Origin of the sequence: Shewanella sp. FDAARGOS_354, assembly GCF_002209245.2 — a bacterium.
Taxonomy (GTDB): domain Bacteria; phylum Pseudomonadota; class Gammaproteobacteria; order Enterobacterales; family Shewanellaceae; genus Shewanella; species Shewanella xiamenensis.
This window is the reverse complement of record NZ_CP022089.2, coordinates 327,665-348,447: the sequence shown is the minus strand read 5'-3', so window position 1 is coordinate 348,447 and position 20,783 is coordinate 327,665. Positions and strand designations below refer to the sequence as shown.

Annotated in this window: 19 protein-coding genes and 1 pseudogene; 9 read left to right on the top strand and 11 right to left on the bottom strand. The window is 45.9% G+C overall.

Annotation, left to right across the window (positions count from 1 at the left end; translation table 11 throughout):
* From CEQ32_RS01690 to xthA, 6 genes are all read left to right on the top strand, one after another.
* The gene (locus CEQ32_RS01690; protein ID WP_088585407.1) at positions 1 to 1,893 is read left to right on the top strand and encodes an IucA/IucC family protein; all 1,893 of its coding nucleotides are present in this window, start codon (positions 1 to 3) and stop codon (positions 1,891 to 1,893) included.
* A gap of 84 nt (positions 1,894 to 1,977) precedes the next feature.
* Positions 1,978 to 4,191: a TonB-dependent siderophore receptor gene (locus CEQ32_RS01685; protein WP_192959143.1), complete on the top strand. Its 2,214-nt coding sequence runs from the start codon at positions 1,978 to 1,980 to the stop codon at positions 4,189 to 4,191.
* Positions 4,192 to 4,279: 88 nt separating this feature from the next.
* Positions 4,280 to 5,302: a siderophore-iron reductase FhuF gene (gene fhuF, locus CEQ32_RS01680; RefSeq protein ID WP_088585406.1), complete on the top strand. Its 1,023-nt coding sequence runs from the start codon at positions 4,280 to 4,282 to the stop codon at positions 5,300 to 5,302.
* A gap of 160 nt (positions 5,303 to 5,462) precedes the next feature.
* Positions 5,463 to 6,008: a septation protein A gene (locus tag CEQ32_RS01675; protein WP_037420040.1), complete on the top strand. Its 546-nt coding sequence runs from the start codon at positions 5,463 to 5,465 to the stop codon at positions 6,006 to 6,008.
* On the top strand, positions 6,008 to 6,307 hold the full coding sequence (locus CEQ32_RS01670; protein WP_011072939.1) for a YciI family protein: 300 nt from the start codon (positions 6,008 to 6,010) through the stop codon (positions 6,305 to 6,307). Before CEQ32_RS01675 ends, CEQ32_RS01670 begins: the two co-directional genes overlap by 1 nt.
* Positions 6,307 to 7,119, top strand: coding sequence for an exodeoxyribonuclease III (gene xthA, locus CEQ32_RS01665; protein WP_088585405.1), 813 nt, complete (start codon positions 6,307 to 6,309; stop codon positions 7,117 to 7,119). The genes CEQ32_RS01670 and xthA overlap by 1 nt, the downstream gene beginning before the upstream one ends.
* 158 nt (positions 7,120 to 7,277) lie before the next feature.
* Here xthA and CEQ32_RS01660 read toward each other — a convergent pair.
* The 3 genes and pseudogenes from CEQ32_RS01660 to CEQ32_RS01650 form a co-directional block, all read right to left on the bottom strand.
* Positions 7,278 to 7,469 (bottom strand): annotated as a pseudogene (locus CEQ32_RS01660) (IS256 family transposase); the annotation flags it as partial.
* Between the two features lie 134 nt (positions 7,470 to 7,603).
* A complete protein-coding gene (locus CEQ32_RS01655; RefSeq protein ID WP_088585403.1) occupies positions 7,604 to 8,047 on the bottom strand; it encodes a hypothetical protein in 444 nt (147 codons plus the stop codon).
* On the bottom strand, positions 8,044 to 8,643 hold the full coding sequence (locus tag CEQ32_RS01650) for a hypothetical protein (RefSeq protein WP_088585402.1): 600 nt from the start codon (positions 8,641 to 8,643) through the stop codon (positions 8,044 to 8,046). The genes CEQ32_RS01655 and CEQ32_RS01650 overlap by 4 nt, the downstream gene beginning before the upstream one ends.
* Before the next feature lie 192 nt (positions 8,644 to 8,835).
* Between CEQ32_RS01650 and CEQ32_RS01645 the strand changes: the two genes are divergently transcribed.
* Positions 8,836 to 10,044 carry an IS4-like element IS10A family transposase gene (locus CEQ32_RS01645; RefSeq protein ID WP_088585401.1) on the top strand — a complete coding sequence of 403 codons (1,209 nt, stop codon included), beginning with the start codon at positions 8,836 to 8,838 and terminating at the stop codon, positions 10,042 to 10,044.
* Between the two features lie 257 nt (positions 10,045 to 10,301).
* Here CEQ32_RS01645 and CEQ32_RS01635 read toward each other — a convergent pair.
* From CEQ32_RS01635 to CEQ32_RS01615, 5 genes are all read right to left on the bottom strand, one after another.
* A protein-coding gene (locus CEQ32_RS01635) for an IS3-like element ISSpu6 family transposase (protein ID WP_088585399.1) occupies positions 10,302 to 11,872 on the bottom strand; the annotation gives its coding sequence in 2 pieces (ribosomal slippage) (positions 10,302 to 11,395 and positions 11,395 to 11,872; 1,572 coding nt in all).
* A complete protein-coding gene (locus tag CEQ32_RS01630; protein WP_001206290.1) occupies positions 11,869 to 13,077 on the bottom strand; it encodes an IS4-like element IS10A family transposase in 1,209 nt (402 codons plus the stop codon). Before CEQ32_RS01630 ends, CEQ32_RS01635 begins: the two co-directional genes overlap by 4 nt.
* A gap of 587 nt (positions 13,078 to 13,664) precedes the next feature.
* Positions 13,665 to 14,129, bottom strand: coding sequence for a hypothetical protein (locus CEQ32_RS01625; RefSeq protein WP_088585398.1), 465 nt, complete (start codon positions 14,127 to 14,129; stop codon positions 13,665 to 13,667).
* Positions 14,126 to 15,334, bottom strand: coding sequence for an IS4-like element IS10A family transposase (locus tag CEQ32_RS01620; RefSeq protein WP_088585397.1), 1,209 nt, complete (start codon positions 15,332 to 15,334; stop codon positions 14,126 to 14,128). The genes CEQ32_RS01625 and CEQ32_RS01620 overlap by 4 nt, the downstream gene beginning before the upstream one ends.
* Positions 15,335 to 15,436: 102 nt before the next feature.
* Entirely contained in the window at positions 15,437 to 15,781 is a 345-nt protein-coding gene (locus tag CEQ32_RS01615; protein ID WP_146128714.1) for a hypothetical protein, read from the bottom strand.
* Positions 15,782 to 16,467: 686 nt separating this feature from the next.
* Here CEQ32_RS01615 and CEQ32_RS22905 point away from each other — a divergent pair.
* Together CEQ32_RS22905 and CEQ32_RS22860 are read left to right on the top strand one after the other, a co-directional pair.
* Positions 16,468 to 16,644, top strand: a complete 177-nt coding sequence (locus CEQ32_RS22905; RefSeq protein ID WP_192959142.1) for a hypothetical protein — start codon at positions 16,468 to 16,470, stop codon at positions 16,642 to 16,644.
* A complete protein-coding gene (locus CEQ32_RS22860) occupies positions 16,641 to 16,823 on the top strand; it encodes a hypothetical protein (RefSeq protein ID WP_146128713.1) in 183 nt (60 codons plus the stop codon). Before CEQ32_RS22905 ends, CEQ32_RS22860 begins: the two co-directional genes overlap by 4 nt.
* 540 nt (positions 16,824 to 17,363) lie before the next feature.
* Here the strand turns inward: CEQ32_RS22860 and CEQ32_RS01600 are convergent.
* From CEQ32_RS01600 to CEQ32_RS01590, 3 genes are all read right to left on the bottom strand, one after another.
* Complete coding sequence (locus tag CEQ32_RS01600; RefSeq protein ID WP_088585394.1) at positions 17,364 to 18,338, bottom strand: IS481 family transposase; 975 nt, start codon at positions 18,336 to 18,338, stop codon at positions 17,364 to 17,366.
* A gap of 191 nt (positions 18,339 to 18,529) precedes the next feature.
* Positions 18,530 to 19,984 (bottom strand): methyl-accepting chemotaxis protein, encoded by a 1,455-nt coding sequence (locus CEQ32_RS01595; RefSeq protein ID WP_088585393.1) that lies wholly within the window; start codon positions 19,982 to 19,984, stop codon positions 18,530 to 18,532.
* Between the two features lie 113 nt (positions 19,985 to 20,097).
* Positions 20,098 to 20,589 carry a DUF1097 domain-containing protein gene (locus CEQ32_RS01590; protein WP_088585392.1) on the bottom strand — a complete coding sequence of 164 codons (492 nt, stop codon included), beginning with the start codon at positions 20,587 to 20,589 and terminating at the stop codon, positions 20,098 to 20,100.
* Between the last annotated feature and the right edge of the window lie 194 nt (positions 20,590 to 20,783).

Sequence of the window (20,783 nt, the reverse complement as noted above, 5' to 3'; positions counted from 1 at the left end):
ATGAACTTAGCCACTAACACCTTATTACTCAAACCATTCGCCCAATCCGAGTTGCCGAATATCGAGGCTTTATCCTCTTACGCCCATGTGCCCGCCCATTTAACGCCCCAACATTGGCAGGCGGCTAATCGCCATTTGGTGAAGAAAATCCTCTGCGAATTTACCCATGAGAAGATCATCACCCCACAAATTTATCGCCAAGCGGCAGGCATCAATCACTATGAGCTAAGGCTCAAAGACTGCACCTATTACTTCAGTGCGCGCCATTATCAGCTCGACCACCTTGAAATCGAAACCGGGTCGATTCGCGTCAGCAGCGCGGGCCAAGACAAGCCACTCGATGCCATGAGTTTGATTATCCAACTGAAAGATGCCTTAGGTATGAGTGAAACCCTGGTGCCCACTTACCTTGAGGAAATCACTAGCACCCTCTACAGCAAGGCCTACAAGTTGGCCCATCAAGCTATCCCCGCCGCAACACTCGCTAAGGCCGATTATCAAACTATTGAGGCGGGCATGACCGAGGGGCATCCGGTGTTTATCGCCAACAATGGCCGCATTGGTTTTGATATGCAGGACTATTACCAATTTGCCCCCGAGAGTGCCAGCGCGCTTCAGCTAGTGTGGATTGCGGTACGTAAGGACAAAACTACCTTCTCCGCTCTCGAAGGATTAGACCATGATACCTTGCTAAAACAAGAGCTTGGTGAACAGTTCACCGAGTTTCAACAACACTTAAGCGCAAAGGGGCAAGCGGCCGACGGCTTTTATTTTATGCCCGTTCATCCTTGGCAATGGCGCGAAAAAATTGCCCGCACCTTTGCTGGCGAAATCGCCCGCGGCGACATTATTTATCTCGGCGAAAGCCAAGATTGCTACCAAGTTCAACAATCGATCCGTACCTTCTTCAACTTAACTGCGCCGCAAAAATGCTACGTCAAAACCGCGCTTTCTATCTTAAACATGGGCTTTATGCGCGGGCTTTCGCCGCTGTATATGAGCTGCACCCCGCAAATCAACGCTTGGGTGGCCAACCTTATCGAAAGCGATAGCTATTTTGCCGAGCAAGGTTTTGTGATCCTAAAAGAAATCGCCGCAATCGGTTATCACCACAGATATTACGAAGAGGCACTCACCCAAGATCGCGCCTATAAGAAAATGCTGTCGGCGCTGTGGCGCGAGAGTCCGTTGCCGCATATTGAGCCGCAGCAAACCCTGATGACCATGGCGGCGCTATTACACGTCGATCATCAGGAGCAAGCCCTGCTTGCCGCCTTAATCGCGCACTCAGGCTTAAGCGCCAAGGAGTGGGTCAAGCGCTATCTCAACCTCTACTTATCGCCGCTACTGCACGCTTTCTTTGCCTACGATCTGGTGTTTATGCCCCATGGCGAGAACCTGATTTTAGTGCTCGATGCCGGTATCCCAGTCAAAATATTGATGAAGGACATCGGCGAAGAAGTCGCAGTACTCAACGGCAGCGAGCCACTGCCGCAAGAAGTGCAGCGCCTTGCGGTCGAGCTTGAAGAAGATATGAAACTCAACTATATCTTGCTCGATATTTTTGACTGTATTTTCCGTTATTTAGCGCCAATTCTGGATAAGCAAACCGAGGTCAGCGAAGCGCTGTTTTGGGAGCTTGTGGCAGACAATGTACGCGACTATCAAGCGCAGCATCCGCAGTTGGCGGACAAATTTGCACAATACGATCTCTTTAAAGACAGCTTCGTTCGCACTTGCCTGAATCGCATTCAGCTTAATAACAACCAGCAGATGATTGACCTAGCCGACAGGGAGAAAAATCTGCGATTTGCGGGCGGGATTGATAATCCGCTAGCCGCCTTAAGGCAAAGCCATGCCTTTGGAAATCAGAAGTTTAAACCCAAACCCTAAATCACTTTTAACCTTGAGTGGGCCCACGCCCACTCTGGGCACGCGTCTGTGCCCAAAAACAACCTAGTCAATCAAACAGCCTAAATGGAATTTAAGATCATTATTATGAAAACCTTCCCCCTCAACCGACTCGCGGCGCACTGCCAACTCGTCATCAAACGCCCAGAGCTAATCCTCTGCTCTGCCATACTCAGCACGCCCTATGCTTATGCCGATGCCAGCGATACCCAGAAAAAATCCACTAAAGACATTGAAATTATTAATGTCGTTGGCGCTAAGGATCTCCACGATAAGCACTACAAAACCCCGGCAATGAACACGGCAACAGGCCTAGATTTGTCTTATTTAGAGACGCCGCAATCCGTCACCTCGGTCACTCGCCAAATGATGCAAGATCAGCAGTTAAACAGCGTGATTGAAGCCATGACCAGCGTGGCCGGCATCAATGCTCGGCCGATGGACAACGACAGATACAGCATCAGCTCCCGCGGAATTGCGGTCACTAGTATTCTTTACGATGGCGCGCCCACCACCTATGACACTCGTTTTAACTACGGCGATAACCTTATCGATACCGCCATCTACGAGCGGGTGGAAATTGTCCGTGGCGCCACAGGGTTAATGACGGGTGCGGGTAATCCCTCGGCCGCGATTAACCTTATTCGTAAACGCCCGACCCAAGAATTTATGGGCAGCACCTCAGTGAGTGTCGGCTCATGGAACAATCTGCGCGGCATGGTCGATTTATCCAGCGGCTTAAATGACAGTGGTAGCATTCGTGGCCGTGTTGTCGCCGCCTATCAAGATAAGGAATCCTTCCAAGACAGATATGAGCAACAACGCACCACCCTCTATGGCATTGTTGAAACCGATATTACCGCCAGCACAATGCTGACCTTAGGAGTGGATTATCAAGACACAACGCCCGAAGGCACTATGTCCGGCGGTCTGCCGCTGTTCCACAGTGATGGCAGCCGTACAAATTACGATCGAGCCACTTCTACCGCCCCCGATTGGGCCTCGGCGCATACTCAAGGGCTTAATACCTTCGCCAGCCTTGAACATCGTTTTGATAACGGTTGGGAACTAAAAGGCACCTACAGTTACGGCGATAACTCACTGGAATATAATGTACTGTGGGCTACAGGTTATCCAGATCCTGTGACCAATCTTGGTGCAACCGCAGGTTCCATCGCCTATATTGACGGTAGCCGAACCCAACATAACCTCGACTTACGGGCGCAAGGAATGTTTGCCCTGTTTGGCCAAGAGCATCAGCTGACCTTTGGCTGGACGGGTCAGCGCCAAGAGTTTGCCAACCCTTACTATTATCCTACGGCCGCCGTACCGCCCTTGGGAGATTTTCGCGATCCCAACTTCCAGTATCCAAAACCGCAGTGGAAAGAGACTCACACCACGGGCTCCTTCGGTGAAACCGAGCAAAGCGCCGCCTATGTGGCCACGCAGCTCAATCTAACCGATGCCTTGGCATTACTTGCGGGGCTGCGCCTTAACCAGTGGCAAACCGACCAAGATAACTTTGGCAGCATGTATGATTTTAAGGTCGACAATGAGCTCACCACCTATTTTGGCCTGACCTACGCACTGAGCGAGCAATACTCCCTCTACGCCAGTTATACGGATATTTTCGCGCCGCAAACCTTGCAGCGCATCAATGCAAGCTACATCGACCCCGTCAAAGGCAAAAACTACGAGGCGGGTATTAAGGCCAGCTTGATGGATGAAAGCTTAGATATGTCGTTGTCGGTATTTGAAATTCGCCAAGACAATGTTGGTGAACGCACCGGAGATGTACTGCCAGGCACCACTGTCCCAGTGTATCGAGAGGTTAACGGCACTAAAACTCAAGGCTTTGAGTTTGAATCCACAGGTAAAATCACCGATGACTGGAATATCTACTTCGGTTACACCCAGTTCAGTACCGATGATCCTAAGGGCAATCGCATCAACACCACTTCCCCTCGCCAGCAGCTAAAACTCTTTACTACTTATACCTTTAGCGGCGATTGGAACAAGTTGCAGCTAGGCGCTGGGGTCAATTGGCAAAGCCGAGTCTATCAAACCGTCAACTCGCCCTTAGGCAGAGTCGAGGTTGAGCAAGACTCCTACGCATTGCCCAGCCTAATGGCAAGTTATGCCTTTACCGAGCAGCTAAAGCTAAGCGCCAATGTGCACAACGCCTTAGATAAAACCTATTACAGCCAAGTGGGTCAATATAGCCAGTTCCAATACGGCGCCCCACGCAGCATGAGCGTGAATTTGGATTATCGCTTCTAGCGGACTGTCGATAACCAGTTGTTCATCAATGAAAACTGCGGAGAGTAGACTCGCCGCAGTTTAATCCATTCAAGCCTAAGGAGTGATTATGGCGCGCCAAAGGGAAACGCTACCGACATTAGCCAAGCTTTCCAGAAGAACTCAACCTGAACATACCAAGCAGTGTCATCACAAACCCTCACAGAGTGTTGGCACTGTGGCCGGCGCGCAAACAACCGACTTAACAGCGCTAAGCCCTGCGGATTTAACTCAAGTCGCCAAAGCGTTTAATCAACGACTGGCGCTGTGTGCCCCATTTTATGCCCAGCATTTTGTGGCAACCACTAAGCCCCAAGGACTCAATATTGATACTTGGAGTCAGCCAGCCGTGTATCAATCGCTATTACTGGATTTTGCCAAGGCCTATCCACCTTTGGGAAAAACCACAGCTTCCATCCCGTTAGAAAATATACCCGAGCAGGTATTGCTCAGCCATAGCCATAATTCCAAAGCCCTGCACTCGCTATGGGGACAGTGGTATTTCGGTCTGTTAGTGCCCCCCATGTTGGAATGGATTATTAACGCGCCGCACTCACTCGCGAGCACCATTGAGCAGATTGAGCTGATTGATATAGCGCCTGAACATTTTTATCTTCGGCCCCACGATTCAGGCAGAGTCGCAGGTTTTGAGTTTCAATTAACTCCCACTCCTCGGGATAAAGTCGCCATAGTTAAAACCACTGTCTTAACGCCAACCCGCGAGCGACAACTTATTAAGTGGATTCAAAGCCATCTAATCCCTAACGTTGAGCGATTAACCGATCTAAGCCCAACCCCCGCAAAGCTGTATTGGAGCCATTTAGGCTACCTTATTCACTGGTATTTAGGCGAAATGGCATTGCCAGAGATTGAATTTGAGCACCTTAAGGCGCTGCTATTTAACACAACATCCTTTGACGATGGCGAGGTTAATCCACTCTATAACAGCATTAATCTGCTACCCGCCCCAGTTGCTGACGTGGGCAATATTCGCCGCGTGTGCTGCTTAAGGTATCAACTCACGAATAGTCATCGCTGCGGCGATTGCCCGTTAGCCACGCGCGCCCAAGCAAAATGTGCTGCTCACGCTTAGCCTTATCGGTCGCAGCTCGCAGACTTGATGGACTATATGGATTACAACAGCCGTTGCCGCCGCTTTCATGCAACAGTTAGCAATCGGTCACCTTTCACGGCTTTTTCCCTCTAGCCCCCCGTGCTACACTCAAGCCCACGTCTTCTTAACACGATTATTTATGAAACAACTGCTTGATTTTTTGCCACTCGTTATCTTTTTTGCCGTCTATAAATTTTTCGATATTTATATCGCCAGTGGCGCCTTAATCGCAGCCACCGCACTGCAATTAGTCGTGACCTATGCGCTGTATAAAAAATTGGAGAAGATGCACCTGATTACCTTCGCTATGGTGACAGTGTTTGGCACCCTCACCTTAGTGTTCCATGACGATGCCTTTATCAAGTGGAAAGTCACTATTATTTATGCGTTATTTGCCCTAGCCCTTGGCGTGAGCCAACTACTCGACAAGTCGATTTTAAAGTCCATGTTGGGTAAAGAGATGAAGGTGGCCGATAATATTTGGGCACATGTAACTTGGTACTGGGTAAGCTTTTTTGCCATCTGTGGCCTAGTCAATATCTATGTCGCCTTTAGTCTGCCATTAGAAACTTGGGTGAACTTTAAAGTGTTTGGCCTCACCGCCTTAACCCTGATTAATACCGTAATCACCGTCTTTTACCTTTATAAACATCTTCCCGAAGATCAACGCAAGGAACTCAAATAATGTGGTATATGATTTCAGCTCAAGATGTTGAGAACAGCTTAGAAAAACGTTTAGCAGCACGCCCTGCGCATTTAGCACGCTTACAAGAACTGGCCGATGAAGGTCGCCTGCTCGTTGCCGGTCCACACCCAGCTATCGATAGCGAAAACCCAGGTGATGCAGGGTTTAGCGGCTCATTAGTCGTTGCAGATTTCGATTCGTTAGCCACAGCTCAAGCCTGGGCAGATGCCGATCCTTACTTCGCGGCGGGCGTATATCAAAGCGTTGTGGTTAAACCCTTCAAACGAGTTCTGCCTTAATGAAAATCGTTTCTTTCAATATCAATGGATTGCGTTCTCGCCTGCATCAATTGCAAGCGTTAATCGACAGCCATCAGCCCGACATTATCGGCCTGCAAGAAACCAAAGTGCACGATGAAGCCTTCCCGCTCGCCGAAGTTGAGGCCATGGGTTATCACGTGCATTACCACGGTGGCAAGGCACACTATGGCGTTGCCATGCTCTCCAAAGTCGCCCCACTTAAGGTGCAAAAGGGCTTTGCAACCGATGAAGAAGATGCCCAGCGCCGCATGATTATCGGCACCTTTGCTCAGGCAAATGGCCGTCCGCTAACTGTGCTGAATGGTTATTTCCCTCAGGGCGAAAGCATTGACCATCCGACTAAGTACCCTGCTAAGCGTAAGTTTTATCAGGACTTAATGGCGCATTTGCACGCTAATCATAGCAACGATGAAGATATCGCCATCATTGGGGATATCAATATTTCGCCCATCGATTTGGATATCGGCATCGGTGAAGTCAACCGCAAGCGTTGGCTAAAAACCGGAAAATGCAGCTTCCAACCCGAAGAGCGTGAATGGCTGAAAACCCTGCAGGATTGGGGATTGGTGGATACCTTCCGTCAACTGCACCCCGACCGCTGCGAACGTTATTCATGGTTCGATTACCGCAGCAAAGGCTTCGATGATAACCGCGGCCTACGCATCGATGTGATCTTAGCCACGCCGTCACTGGCCGCACGTTTAGTCGAATCCGACGTCGATTACGATCTGCGCGGCATCGATAAACCCTCAGATCACGCGCCAATTTGGAGCACCTTTAAAGAAGCCTAACTCGCTCGAGTGAATTCTTTAATCGATATAAAAACATCGGCCTAGGTCGATGTTTTTGTTTGGGAGTTAGCTATTTAAGTACAGAGTCCATAGGCAAGCTATGGTATTCGCTCGACGACACGGTGAATATTACCTGACACAGAATTATGAACAGCCTTCGTTTTAGTGGTTTTACCGTTTTTACGATTTGCACCTTCAGTGGCAGCTAAGTGATTATCCAGCTCTGCCACCAACGCCGATTCAGTGAGAGGCTTAATCAAAGGGGTTAAGATGCCATCTTTGCCAGTCAGATCTTTACCTTCACGTAGTACTTGAATTGCAGCATTGATATCAAAAGTAGGCATGGTCATAAATCATCTCATTTTTGGTATGCTTAAAGAAATGACACAGAAATTTGAACACTACCGTGCTAGTTGCATGCATATGCGGGAACTAAACAGTGAAAAGCACTTTAACAATAGTGCTTTTCACTAGCCGCGATACATTAGGAGGTAAACTTTTTAAGTGCTTGATATAGTTCCAGTGGCTTATTAGTTCCAACTACGATTGAAACACCTGAGCGGAAGTCAATTTTAACACCTTCGAAACCTGATATATTATATATAGTTCCTTCAGATGAAATTCGCACTCCCCAACCACAGTACCACTTATTTCTTACTATAGACACATTGTTAACATCTGAAAGATCAAATCTCTTTTTAAATAATCCAATTCCGTAACTTAGAGTAAGTTGTTTATCTTCGATACTCACTCTTAACCTAAAGGTCATTAAAAGTGCAACACTTAATATTAATATTAACATTATAAAATCGTTTTCACCTTTAAACTCTTGCAAACCGAATTTATTAACTGCAAAAACAAATATCAAAGTAAAGAAACAAATTATAAAAAAAGGATACCCTATTTGACTATTTGAGTAACTCATCATCTAATCTCCTTCATAACAAGTTTATCTTTGCTATATTTTTTGGAAACAAACTCGCTGGCGTGATATTTAATAAGAACATTGGACATATACTTTTCATAATTTTCCTTTAGCGCAGACACAATTTCTGGTTTTTTATGTAAATACACACAAGATTGGCAATTGTGAGAAACTGTACCAATGGAGTTTTCTATGTATCCACTACCCATTAATTGCTCAATAATCGAGGTTGGGCCATCTACTTTAATCCAAATTTTCAAAAAATCATTCAATTGCTCATCGTAAGCTTTTCTCAGAGCGTCTTTATCACCGATACTACCGAGTTTCATCTCAGGAATGTGTTCAAACGTTAAACCGCAACACCCTGATATTCTGCCATGTGGTGTGACAACTAAGTTATTAAATATTTGTTCACAGCCCTGCATCAAGTCATCTTGATGAATTTGCACACCTCTATCTACATAATCCAACTTGAAAGGCATCCAAGTGTTATTTTGAAGCATCAATTTTCTATTTGATAATAATTCTAATATCAGAGGATTAGTATTGATAGTTTCCCTACAAGATGAGGTCTCAGTATCCTTTTCAATTGTTATCATAGTCCAAATACCTAACTCTGCACATGCTTGGACAGCGTTGATAACCGAACTAAGAGGCACGTGTTCTTGATGGTCAACACCAGTACCTGAAGAATCCCCTGATGATTTACAAATAAATCATCAAATTAGAGTGGAAGCGCATCTTGTTGCATGATCAAATGGTTTCGCTAAAAACTACACTTGGACAACAAGATGCGCGAAGCCAATATCCTACAACATTCTTTACACCAATACTGCCCAGAACTTCACCTAAAACGATTAAACAGCTTGATGCTGGCCTCTAAGGCACTGATTGAATGTAAGACACTGACCTTGACTGAGTTAGGTCGAAATTTATCAACCACGGCCCGAACCAAGCACAACATCAAGCGCATTGATCGTTTGCTCGGCAACACGCATCTGCATCAAGAACGGTTAGCTGTCTACCAATGGCATGCCAGCCTCATCTGTTCTGGTAACCCTATGCCGATTGTGCTCGTCGATTGGTCAGACATCCGAGAGCATAAACGCATCATGGCTCTGCGCGCCTCAATAGCCTTCAATGGCCGCTCTATTACCCTGTATGAGAAGTCCTATCCCCTATCAGAACAATGCTCTAAGGCCTCCCACAACGGTTTTTTAGCGGACTTAGCCAAGATTTTACCTTTGCATGTTACCCCTCTCATCGTGACTGACGCGGGGTTCAAAGTGCCTTGGTACAAAGAGGTTGAGGCGCATGGTTGGTTTTGGCTAAGCCGTATTCGCGGTACAGTTCAATTTGCAGATATTGGCGCTGAAAATTGGCGTGCAGTTCGCAGTACACATGACTTGGCCAACGGTCAAGCGAAGAGCCTGGGTTGTAAGACCTTGACCAAAACTAACCCTATCAATTGCCATCTCACGCTTTATCGTAGCAAACCTAAGGGGCGTACAAATCAGCGTTCAACGAGGACTAATTGCCACCATCCATCGGCAAAAACGTACTCAACATCGGCGAAAGAGCCTTGGGTGTTAGCCAGCAATTTACCACCAGAATCTCGGAGCCCAAAGCAGCTGGTAAACCTGTACGCCAAACGTATGCAAATAGAGGAAACCTTTCGTGACCTCAAAAGCCCGGCATACGGCTTTGGCTTACGCCAAAGTCGTACCAACAGTCCAGAGCGATTCGACATCATCCTACTGATAGCGTTGATGGTTCAATGCCTGTTGTGGCTAGTTGGTTTACACGCACAGCAACAGGGCTGGGATAAGCATTTTCAGGCCAATACCATTGGGCATCGAACGGTACTCTCAACGATTCGCTTGGGATTGGAGGTGCTCAGGCGGCCTGATTATCAAATCACGGAGAAAGAATTGCTGGCGGCCTGGGTATTATTCGCCAATCAGTTGCTCAAATATGGCTATGCTATGGCTGATTTATGAGGGGATCCTTCAGCACCAGTACTAAAGTTAATCTCACTTAATCCGGCGTCTTTTAACTTTTCAGCAATTGTTCTTGCATTCGAAAGTGTATTACCCCAGTAACCGTTAGTTACGCAACGCGACATCTTCCCATTTAATGTTGCAGCTTGAATGCCAGCATAAAGATCACTTTTAAGGGTGAAGCATTCGCCGCCACTAAACACTATCATTTTAAGATCCGGTGTTTTTCAAGATAGTTGTCACTCTTTGTTTAAATATTAAGCTGCATTTATTACGCCTTCTTCTGGTGCCTTATCTGGGTTGAGTGTTACAGCGCCAACCGCTTCACAATTTCTGATCTCTGTAGACCAACGCATCGGTTTTCTTTCCTTCGCCGCCTCAAGCACTTTCTTGCGCTTCGCTAAAATAGCGCCATCTTGCAGTGCATGACGTTGCCCTGGTGAGACAAAATTTAGCTGGCTGTGTTTATGCTCATCGTTGTACCAGGTTACAAACTTTTCCACCCATTCTCTTGCTGTTGCTAAGCAGCTAAAACCTGATGCCGGCCACTGTGGGCGGTATTTCAACGTTTTAAATAACGACTCTGAAAAGGGGTTGTCATTACTCACCCTCGGCCGACTTAATGATGCCGTAATACCAAGCTCTTCCAGCTTGGCTTTCATGGTCAGTGACTTCATCGGCGCCCCATTATCAGAATGCAGCACTAATGGCGTGTTAAAGCATTGCTCGCGTAACAGACAGCGTTGGATTAGCGCAGCGGCATATTCCCCACTTTCTTGCTCATGAACTTCGTAACCCACTATTTTTCTACTGTAAATATCTTCAAACAGGTACAAATAGTAGAACTGGCCTTTGACGATTGAGGCTAAATAAGTGATGTCCCATGACCACACTTGATTCGGCCCATCTGCCCGATAACTCAACGGTTTGCTTCGATTGACCGCAGCCTGAGTGCGGCCACGATGGTTAAGTTGACCATGAGCATTTAACACTCTGTAGAAGCTGGATTCCGAGGCGATATAAATCCCGTTATCTAATAATGTTGGCACAATTTGCGACGGGGGTAAGCTGGCGTACTCCGTTTGATTACACACGCTTAATATCTGTTGTCGCTCATGTTCTTCGAGTTTATTGGCCGGCTCTGGTCGAGCTGCTGTCGGCCTTAAATCAGCTTGTACTTGACCTTCTCGATACCAACGTCGATAGGTACGCTTACTGAGGCCCGTTTCTGCACAAGCCTTATAAAGGCGAGCACCATTGGTATAGGCCTCTTGGATTAAGGCAATCAATGCTATGCGCTCAGGCAAAGGGGTTAGCTCTCCTCGCTGTCGTCCCCCCAGAGCGCATTGAGCTTTTTTCTGAGCACCAGTAACGCAGCAGCTTCAGCCAGCGCTTTCTCCTTATAGCGCAATTCCCGTTGCAGCGATTTGATTTCGGCTTTGTCAGCCTTAGCCTGCTGTTTAATGGTTTTAGTTTGTACTTCTGAGGTTTGAAAACCAGCTAAACAATCCTGTTTCCACTGCTGTACTTGCTCGCGGAACAAGCCCTTTTCACGGCAATACTGGTTTATCTCCGCTTCCGACAGCGGCGCTGTTTCAATAATCACGGCAAGTTTTGCTTCAGCCGACCAATCATCGGCTGTTAATGTTTTACCTGGCACGGGGCGACCTTCTTTTCTGGCAATATCTCGCCAATGATACAAGGTTTGCACCGCGATGCCTTCTTCCCGAGCGACCTCTGCGACCGTTAAGTTGTGAGGAGGTAATAATTTTTTAAGGATCGCCTCTTTACGTTCTGGTGAATACCGAGCCCTGAAGGATCCCCTCATAAATCAGCCATAGCATAGCCATATTTGAGCAACTGATTGGCGAATAATACCCAGGCCGCCAGCAATTCTTTCTCCGTGATTTGATAATCAGGCCGCCTGAGTACCTCCAATCCCAAGCGAATCGTTGAGAGTACCGTTCGATGCCCAATGGTATTGGCCTGAAAATGCTTATCCCAGCCCTGTTGCTGTGCGTGTAAACCAACTAGCCACAACAGGCATTGAACCATCAACGCTATCAGTAGGATGATGTCGAATCGCTCTGGACTGTTGGTACGACTTTGGCGTAAGCCAAAGCCGTATGCCGGGCTTTTGAGGTCACGAAAGGTTTCCTCTATTTGCATACGTTTGGCGTACAGGTTTACCAGCTGCTTTGGGCTCCGAGATTCTGGTGGTAAATTGCTGGCTAACACCCAAGGCTCTTTCGCCGATGTTGAGTACGTTTTTGCCGATGGATGGTGGCAATTAGTCCTCGTTGAACGCTGATTTGTACGCCCCTTAGGTTTGCTACGATAAAGCGTGAGATGGCAATTGATAGGGTTAGTTTTGGTCAAGGTCTTACAACCCAGGCTCTTCGCTTGACCGTTGGCCAAGTCATGTGTACTGCGAACTGCACGCCAATTTTCAGCGCCAATATCTGCAAATTGAACTGTACCGCGAATACGGCTTAGCCAAAACCAACCATGCGCCTCAACCTCTTTGTACCAAGGCACTTTGAACCCCGCGTCAGTCACGATGAGAGGGGTAACATGCAAAGGTAAAATCTTGGCTAAGTCCGCTAAAAAACCGTTGTGGGAGGCCTTAGAGCATTGTTCTGATAGGGGATAGGACTTCTCATACAGGGTAATAGAGCGGCCATTGAAGGCTATTGAGGCGCGCAGAGCCATGATGCGTTTATGCTCTCGGATGTCTGACCAATCGACGAGCACAATCGGCATAGGGTTACCAGAACAGATGAGGCTGGCATGCCATTGGTAGACAGCTAACCGTTCTTGATGCAGATGCGTGTTGCCGAGCAAACGATCAATGCGCTTGATGTTGTGCTTGGTTCGGGCCGTGGTTGGTAAATTTCGACCTAACTCAGTCAAGGTCAGTGTCTTACATTCAATCAGTGCCTTAGAGGCCAGCATCAAGCTGTTTAATCGTTTTAGGTGAAGTTCTGGGCAGTATTGGTGTAAAGAATGTTGTAGGATATTGGCTTCGCGCATCTTGTTGTCCAAGTGTAGTTTTTAGCGAAACCATTTGATCATGCAACAAGATGCGCTTCCACCCTAATTTGATGATTTATTTGTAAATCATCAGGGGATTCTTCAGTACCGAGCCATATCGTTCTCTTTTGCCGCACCCTGTCTTTAAACATAATGATTATTTAGGGGTGACAACAATCCTGACACAGGGGGGATCAGGAAAGGAAGTGCACCCAGTATCAATTATTTCCAAAATATCAGTTCTTGATAATCTAGATTTTAAGTTTGGATTTGACTCAAAACAGCATTCTTTACATGCTGCTGTACACCTATAAGTAGGAAGAATAGTAATTATATTAGGGGATTGTTGATACATATTATTCACCATTAATTTAAACGTAAAAAATTTTAATTTTTCTCCAGAGCGTCCGCATAAGTGCTTGTTTTTTTGCTCTCCATAAGGTGTTCGTGTTATAAGCATTGCTGGACATATGCAAATAACAGCCAATTTAGTTTGCGTTATTAAGTCTTTATAGCTCACGTTTTGCTCGACCTACATAGCTGTTTGGCTCTAAAAAACGTTCATGCGGACGCCCTGTAATTTACCCTTACTTTAAATTTTTAAAATTAATATTATCAAGTTCATTAATAGCAGATTGAATTATATAATTAAGGTTGTCTTCATTATTGATTAGACCTAGGTTATACGCCGCGGTAAAAAAAGCTCGCAACTCAGTTATGGCAATGTCTTTATAAATATAATTATTCAAATTTGGAACTCCTGATGCTTGCGCCAGGGAATATGCTATCCATTTGTTGTTAGCAATTTTTTCATTTGACAAGGCTATTTTTCCAAACTCACCCTCTTGAGAATCTAGATAATTTGGCAGCGAGTTAGGCTGGGGATTGGGACCCCATAGGTAAATCCCTGCATAAACAGCCAAAATAGCCGCAACCGCAACGTTAGTAGCAGCAACAGCATTAACTGCAACGGCTGCAAAAGAAACACACGTAACACAAGCCTGAGTATAGTAATCATCTTTACCTAACGTAACTCTGAAGGATCCCCTCATAAATCAGCCATAGCATAGCCATATTTGAGCAACTGATTGGCGAATAATACCCAGGCCGCCAGCAATTCTTTCTCCGTGATTTGATAATCAGGCCGCCTGAGTACCTCCAATCCCAAGCGAATCGTTGAGAGTACCGTTCGATGCCCAATGGTATTGGCCTGAAAATGCTTATCCCAGCCCTGTTGCTGTGCGTGTAAACCAACTAGCCACAACAGGCATTGAACCATCAACGCTATCAGTAGGATGATGTCGAATCGCTCTGGACTGTTGGTACGACTTTGGCGTAAGCCAAAGCCGTATGCCGGGCTTTTGAGGTCACGAAAGGTTTCCTCTATTTGCATACGTTTGGCGTACAGGTTTACCAGCTGCTTTGGGCTCCGAGATTCTGGTGGTAAATTGCTGGCTAACACCCAAGGCTCTTTCGCCGATGTTGAGTACGTTTTTGCCGATGGATGGTGGCAATTAGTCCTCGTTGAACGCTGATTTGTACGCCCCTTAGGTTTGCTACGATAAAGCGTGAGATGGCAATTGATAGGGTTAGTTTTGGTCAAGGTCTTACAACCCAGGCTCTTCGCTTGACCGTTGGCCAAGTCATGTGTACTGCGAACTGCACGCCAATTTTCAGCGCCAATATCTGCAAATTGAACTGTACCGCGAATACGGCTTAGCCAAAACCAACCATGCGCCTCAACCTCTTTGTACCAAGGCACTTTGAACCCCGCGTCAGTCACGATGAGAGGGGTAACATGCAAAGGTAAAATCTTGGCTAAGTCCGCTAAAAAACCGTTGTGGGAGGCCTTAGAGCATTGTTCTGATAGGGGATAGGACTTCTCATACAGGGTAATAGAGCGGCCATTGAAGGCTATTGAGGCGCGCAGAGCCATGATGCGTTTATGCTCTCGGATGTCTGACCAATCGACGAGCACAATCGGCATAGGGTTACCAGAACAGATGAGGCGGGCATGCCATTGGTAGACAGCTAACCGTTCTTGATGCAGATGCGTGTTGCCGAGCAAACGATCAATGCGCTTGATGTTGTGCTTGGTTCGGGCCGTGGTTGGTAAATTTCGACCTAACTCAGTCAAGGTCAGTGTCTTACATTCAATCAGTGCCTTAGAGGCCAGCATCAAGCTGTTTAATCGTTTTAGGTGAAGTTCTGGGCAGTATTGGTGTAAAGAATGTTGTAGGATATTGGCTTCGCGCATCTTGTTGTCCAAGTGTAGTTTTTGGCGAAACCATTTGATCATGCAACAAGATGCGCTTCCACCCTAATTTGATGATTTATTTGTAAATCATCAGGGGATTCTTCAGAACGTAACTGATGATAAGTCATTCGCTAGGAATAGCTTTTCATACTCCTCTTTATTTTGCTCAATATAGAATTGGTATTGAGGCACTAGTTTTGAAAAATCATCTGCATTAACAAGATTATAATCAACTAATAGTTGAATAATGTTATCATAATCCCTAGCTATGCTTGCCGCTCTAAATCTTGGATCGCTAATCACCTCTAGAAATTTAATGCTTGGGTTAGTATCTACTTCTGATAAAGATACTCCCATCCCCTTAAGAATTGCCTCTTTATTATAAATATAATCGTGAGCATATTCAGAATCTAAATACATACGTTGAATATGATTACTAATAGCCAAGTTTTTCTCTGTATTTATAGGTAGCCTTACAAGGCTATTTTTTCAATTTTCGGGGGGTGTTCAAACAAGCTATCTGGTATGCCATATAAACTATCTGAATCATTTGTAATGGCTTTTACTGGAATAGATAAGGCAGCGCCACCTAATATTGCAAGAGGTAATTTTTTCGTTTAAATCTCCATATAAAATTAAATCCGTCAAAGTGAACCTAAGCGTAAAACTTTACATTGTCAATAATACTTTTTATTGATATGCAATTAGTGTATACGTTCATTCCTAATAGAGAATAAATTCTGCCATCCATTTTAAATCAACAACATAATTCACTTTCAGTTTATCTAAAACTTGTCCGAGTTAAAATGGCTTAAATAAGAGTCATAAATCATCGCATTGACAGCGTAGGTGTAATAGATTGCGCTAACTCCTTAAAAAATGGGTATTTCATCAGACAAGGAAATAAATTCGACCATCCATTTTAAATCAACAACTTCAGTTTGCCTACAACCTGCTCCGGCTAATACGGCTTGAATGAGAGTCATCAAAAGCTGTAGGGGCAGCTTCTGAGGAAAAAAATAGCACTAATTCATTAAAAAATGGTGTATTCAGATGAGGTAAGTTATCCCATATCGCTTAGGAAGTATTTGACTAAGATTGTTGTCGACGAAATATAGTCGCTATAAGTGGTTGTGAAAGTATTGACAGCTTACCGCAAAGTGCCGTCATCGCTTTTCGAGATGTTAGCAGTAATCGGTCAGTTCTTGCAGCATGCCCACTGGGCAATGAAGGCTTTTTGTCCAATTTTAATGGTTCCTGTCCTTGTTTTCTATTCATTTGAATTTGGGGAAATTACTGAAAATACATGAGTAACAGAACCAATAGTGATCCAATCACAACTGCACTGCCCATAAAAATGTACTCCTTAATTTCAGCAATCGAAGAAGGATTACTTAAATTTGACCAATTAGCGAATAATTTGACTAATGAAACTGTCATTCCGCCTAACCCAAATGCAAACGAGCAGAAACCAAAACTAAATATGTAAAGATAAAGATCGTCACATTTTCCAGTTATCGAGTTAAAATCAGTAAAAGTTAAGTATATAGGCCTGATAAATGACTTGGCTCCGATGATTGTCATCAAAATGATTAATAAAATATACGAAAAATAGTTAATTCCCCTCCCTCTGATTAGAGATATAAATTTTTTCATATTATAGAAAAATCCTGCCATCCGTATTAGCTCAACAACATAATGCACTTTCTGTTCTTCTACAACCTGCAAGGGCCAAAATAGCTTGGATGAGAGTCATCAAAAGTCGCTGGAGTGCATCTGAGGCAAAAATAGAGCTAATTCATTAGAAAAAAGTTGAGACTGAAATAACCTCAAGGTCGCACGTGAGCCTTTAGCTTTCTATCTCGACAACGTTACTCGCCCTATTACCTTTGAATAGCAAAACGACTGTGGGTATAAGTTTTTGGCCAAATGTACAGTCAATTGACAGTTAAACTAAATGAACGATATTGCCTAATTTTAAGAATATAAAAATGGCGGCACATCAGATGTAACCGCCATGTTTATTTGACTATTTGTCAGGTCCCGGGCGATTGGTAGGTCTTATCCGAAATAATTCCGGTGAAGCTTGGTAATACTCTTTGAGCTTATCCAGCGGTGTAAGATGATTCAATGCCTTCTGTGCAATGAATTGATTATACAGCCGCTGATAACGCTCAAGTGTGGCCGCTAGATCTCCTGAGCACTCGAACCGAGTTTCCTTCAGCAGCGTGGCAATTCGCCCATTGAATCGCTCGACCATCCCGTTGGTTTGCGGCTTGCCCCGCTTAATCAGCCGATGTTCAATTTGCTGCTTGTTGCATACCACGTCAAATGGATGGTGGCCTGTTGGCTCTCGCTGACCCGTAGCGCAGTATTTATCGGTAAACTCTTTGCCATTATCGGTCAGTACAATGCTGAGCTTGAAAGACGCTTTGCGTACCAGCCGACTTAAGAAACCACTAGCAGAGCGGGCGCTCTTATCTGGCAGGATTTCAAGATAGACCCATCTCGAGGCACGGTCGATTGCTACAAACAAGTACTTCCTGCGAGTTTCATCAGGCATCTGAGGTAAGTATTTGATGTCCATATGGACATAGCCTGGTTCATAATCTTTGAAGGACTTAGGCGAAGTGACTGGCTCGGTTTCAGGGAGCAGCGCTTTTAGATTACCCACATTATTGCGAACCAAACATCGACTTAAGGCTGAGCGAGATAATTCAGGAAAGATAAAGCGTCTAACCACAACCAACAGGTCATCCAATGGCAGCAAGAGAGTCTTGCGCAGCTCGACAATTAGCCATTCTTGCACAGGGTTGATAACCGTCTGCAAGCGGTGTGCAGTGTGAGAGCGGTCTTGGTCATTATCGCGGTCCTTCCACCGACGGATGGTGGTTTCAGACACACCAAGCTCCTTGGCCAGCACCGCAACGGACTTTGTAGACTGTTGGATCAGTTGACGCGTTTTTGGGGTTGTTGCCGCATTGGCATGGAGTTTAATGTTCACGGAGCTGTTCCTGAAGTTGGTTAATAAAGTCTTCCATCCATCGAGTAGATTTAACCAAACGATGGCTGCGATTGTCTAACCAATCATCAGGGACCCAACAACTATTACGCTTCGCCAAGGGAGCGAGATTCAGCTTCAAAGCTAATGAGGATTCATAGAGCTAATCCACATATCCACATAAAAGCAACCACTTAGCTAGTGCGATACTGTTTGAGGATCCCTTCGAGTTCAACCGAAGCATGTTGCAAATCATGCGCTAGGGTGACACTGCGCTGCGCCGTTTGTTTAATGGTATCAGATTGATGGCGGATCTCATTAAGCTGGCCTGCGATATCGCGGGCCGCGACGCTCTGCTCTTCCGCCGATGCGGCAATCTGGCTACTCATATCGAATACGGCATTAACCGATTGCGCCATCCCTTCAACATCGTCGCCCACGGCAATAATGGCGCTACGTCCTTCATCGGCGCGGTCCACAATCTCAGTGGTGATATTGGAGAGCTGACGAGTGCCTGATTGCAATCCTTCGATCATCGCTTGGATCTCAACTGTTGCCTGCTGGGTACGTCCCGCTAAGGTACGGACTTCATCGGCAACCACCGCAAAACCGCGACCTTGCTCACCTGCGCGCGCCGCTTCAATGGCCGCATTCAGCGCCAGCAAGTTAGTCTGCCCAGAAATACTATTGATGGTTGTTACAACCGCATCAATAGCCGCAGCATCCTTAGATAACTGTTCTACCGATGAAAAGGCCGCGCCAATTTTGGTTGAGAGCAAACCAATACTGTCCACAGTGTGGCTAATACGCCCTTGGCTGGCACTCATTTGGCTGGCGTTATCTTTAGTCTGTAGTGAAGTGTTACTGGCATTGACCGACACTTCTTCAATCGCCGAAGTCATTTGCGCCATGGCCACAGCCACTGAATCTAAAAATTGATGCTGGGCACCAATTAACTCACCGCTGATTTTTGCTTGCTGATTAAACTCATCAGCAGCGAGGGAAAGTGTTTGGGCATTATTGCGGATAGCGCTCACCATTTCGCTCATATTGTCGGCGCAGCGGTCAATTTCGCGGGCGATTAAGCTGAAGTCATCGGTACCGAAAAAGTTTAATCTGAAACTTAAGTCGCCATCGGCTAAGCGTTTGATAGCCATGTACATATCCCACAGACCACCGCCGAGGGAAGTTGAAATCCAATAGCTTAGTTGGAATAAGGGCAATAAACCGATTAATGCAAGCCAAAACATCAAATTAGCATCGCTGCGGCCATCACTTTCCCATTCGGACACATTTTGCGACAGTGCGAGCGCGCTGCCAGATGCCACCGTGGCGCTGGCGGTGACATTATCCCTTTGGCGCTGCGCCTCAGTTTGGCGAGAGACAACACTCAGCCCATTGTCTCGGGCAAATTGTGATAATGCATCGCCCTGCAACTGTTGCGCATTTGCGACTTGGGCAAAGGCATCAACCGTCGCCTGAACTCGAGCCAAAGAGGCAGCTTCTAGGTTGCGGTGAGCATGTTGGTAATTGATAAGTGCGATGGTAGCCGTGATTAACGCCACCATAGAACAGACAATCCAAAATTTGCCGTTAAGACTGAACTTGATCAATATGGCATCAATGGTGCGAAACTGGATTTGTTTCATCTTGATATTTCCTAAGACCTAAAGCTATCGGGTACTAAATCAGCATTATAGCTCATCTATTCGATCACTCAGTTACCGCATGGCTATCATGCGAACACAAAAGTGATGGAAGATTAATCGGCACTGGCGATTTCAGAACCTGTTGATGCTGACCATTTTTGGCGAAGGCTGATTAACTGTGCCGTCAATAAGCTCATACAAAAACCTAACAGGGCGCCTAACACTAAAGGCGGCACAATATTGGCCACATCCCCAGCCATAGCAAAGGTAATACAACAGCCGATAAAGGAACCGGGAATAAAACTGAGTTTTTGATAACTGGCCTGTAGGCACATTGCCGAGGTAGCGATACCTGTAAACAGATAACCCGCCACAGGCGATACGAAAAAACTGCTACCGCTGATAATGAGCCAAGCCCAAAACACACCGGAGAGATTGGTGCACCACGCCATCATCACGCCTTGAAAACCGGCCTTCGGCTGAGCAAAAAACGTGCTGCAACCTAAAAAGCCAATCCAAGTAACAAGATGAAAAGTATCTGCGATACCACACCATATTGCGGCTAATAGCCCCGCAGAAATAGCGACCTGCCAACGATTTTCCATGATGACCCCTTTATTGTTTTCACGGAAGTTAACTACTCAAATGCGCTCAAGGTGCGGCTGTATTATGGTGTTATAGCGCCCTTCACTTCCGTGTCGATCAATTTTTAGTAGGGATCTGCAATCGAAAACTGACTCACAGGCCGACTAGTAACCGATTCAAATGAATGTGTACGCGAGTCCGCATACCTTAGGTC

Coding starts and splice junctions, on each gene's coding strand:
- CEQ32_RS01650 (WP_088585402.1), bottom strand. CDS start 8,643: ATGATAACAATTGAAAAGGATACTGAGACCTCATCTTGTAGGGAAACT.
- CEQ32_RS01690 (WP_088585407.1), top strand. CDS start 1: ATGAACTTAGCCACTAACACCTTATTACTCAAACCATTCGCCCAATCC.
- CEQ32_RS01625 (WP_088585398.1), bottom strand. CDS start 14,129: ATGAGGGGATCCTTCAGAGTTACGTTAGGTAAAGATGATTACTATACT.
- CEQ32_RS01630 (WP_001206290.1), bottom strand. CDS start 13,077: ATGCGCGAAGCCAATATCCTACAACATTCTTTACACCAATACTGCCCA.
- CEQ32_RS01675 (WP_037420040.1), top strand. CDS start 5,463: ATGAAACAACTGCTTGATTTTTTGCCACTCGTTATCTTTTTTGCCGTC.
- CEQ32_RS01685 (WP_192959143.1), top strand. CDS start 1,978: ATGGAATTTAAGATCATTATTATGAAAACCTTCCCCCTCAACCGACTC.
- CEQ32_RS22860 (WP_146128713.1), top strand. CDS start 16,641: ATGAGTAACAGAACCAATAGTGATCCAATCACAACTGCACTGCCCATA.
- CEQ32_RS01620 (WP_088585397.1), bottom strand. CDS start 15,334: ATGCGCGAAGCCAATATCCTACAACATTCTTTACACCAATACTGCCCA.
- CEQ32_RS01670 (WP_011072939.1), top strand. CDS start 6,008: ATGTGGTATATGATTTCAGCTCAAGATGTTGAGAACAGCTTAGAAAAA.
- CEQ32_RS01655 (WP_088585403.1), bottom strand. CDS start 8,047: ATGATGAGTTACTCAAATAGTCAAATAGGGTATCCTTTTTTTATAATT.
- CEQ32_RS01645 (WP_088585401.1), top strand. CDS start 8,836: ATGCGCGAAGCCAATATCCTACAACATTCTTTACACCAATACTGCCCA.
- CEQ32_RS01595 (WP_088585393.1), bottom strand. CDS start 19,984: ATGAAACAAATCCAGTTTCGCACCATTGATGCCATATTGATCAAGTTC.
- CEQ32_RS01590 (WP_088585392.1), bottom strand. CDS start 20,589: ATGGAAAATCGTTGGCAGGTCGCTATTTCTGCGGGGCTATTAGCCGCA.
- xthA (WP_088585405.1), top strand. CDS start 6,307: ATGAAAATCGTTTCTTTCAATATCAATGGATTGCGTTCTCGCCTGCAT.
- fhuF (WP_088585406.1), top strand. CDS start 4,280: ATGGCGCGCCAAAGGGAAACGCTACCGACATTAGCCAAGCTTTCCAGA.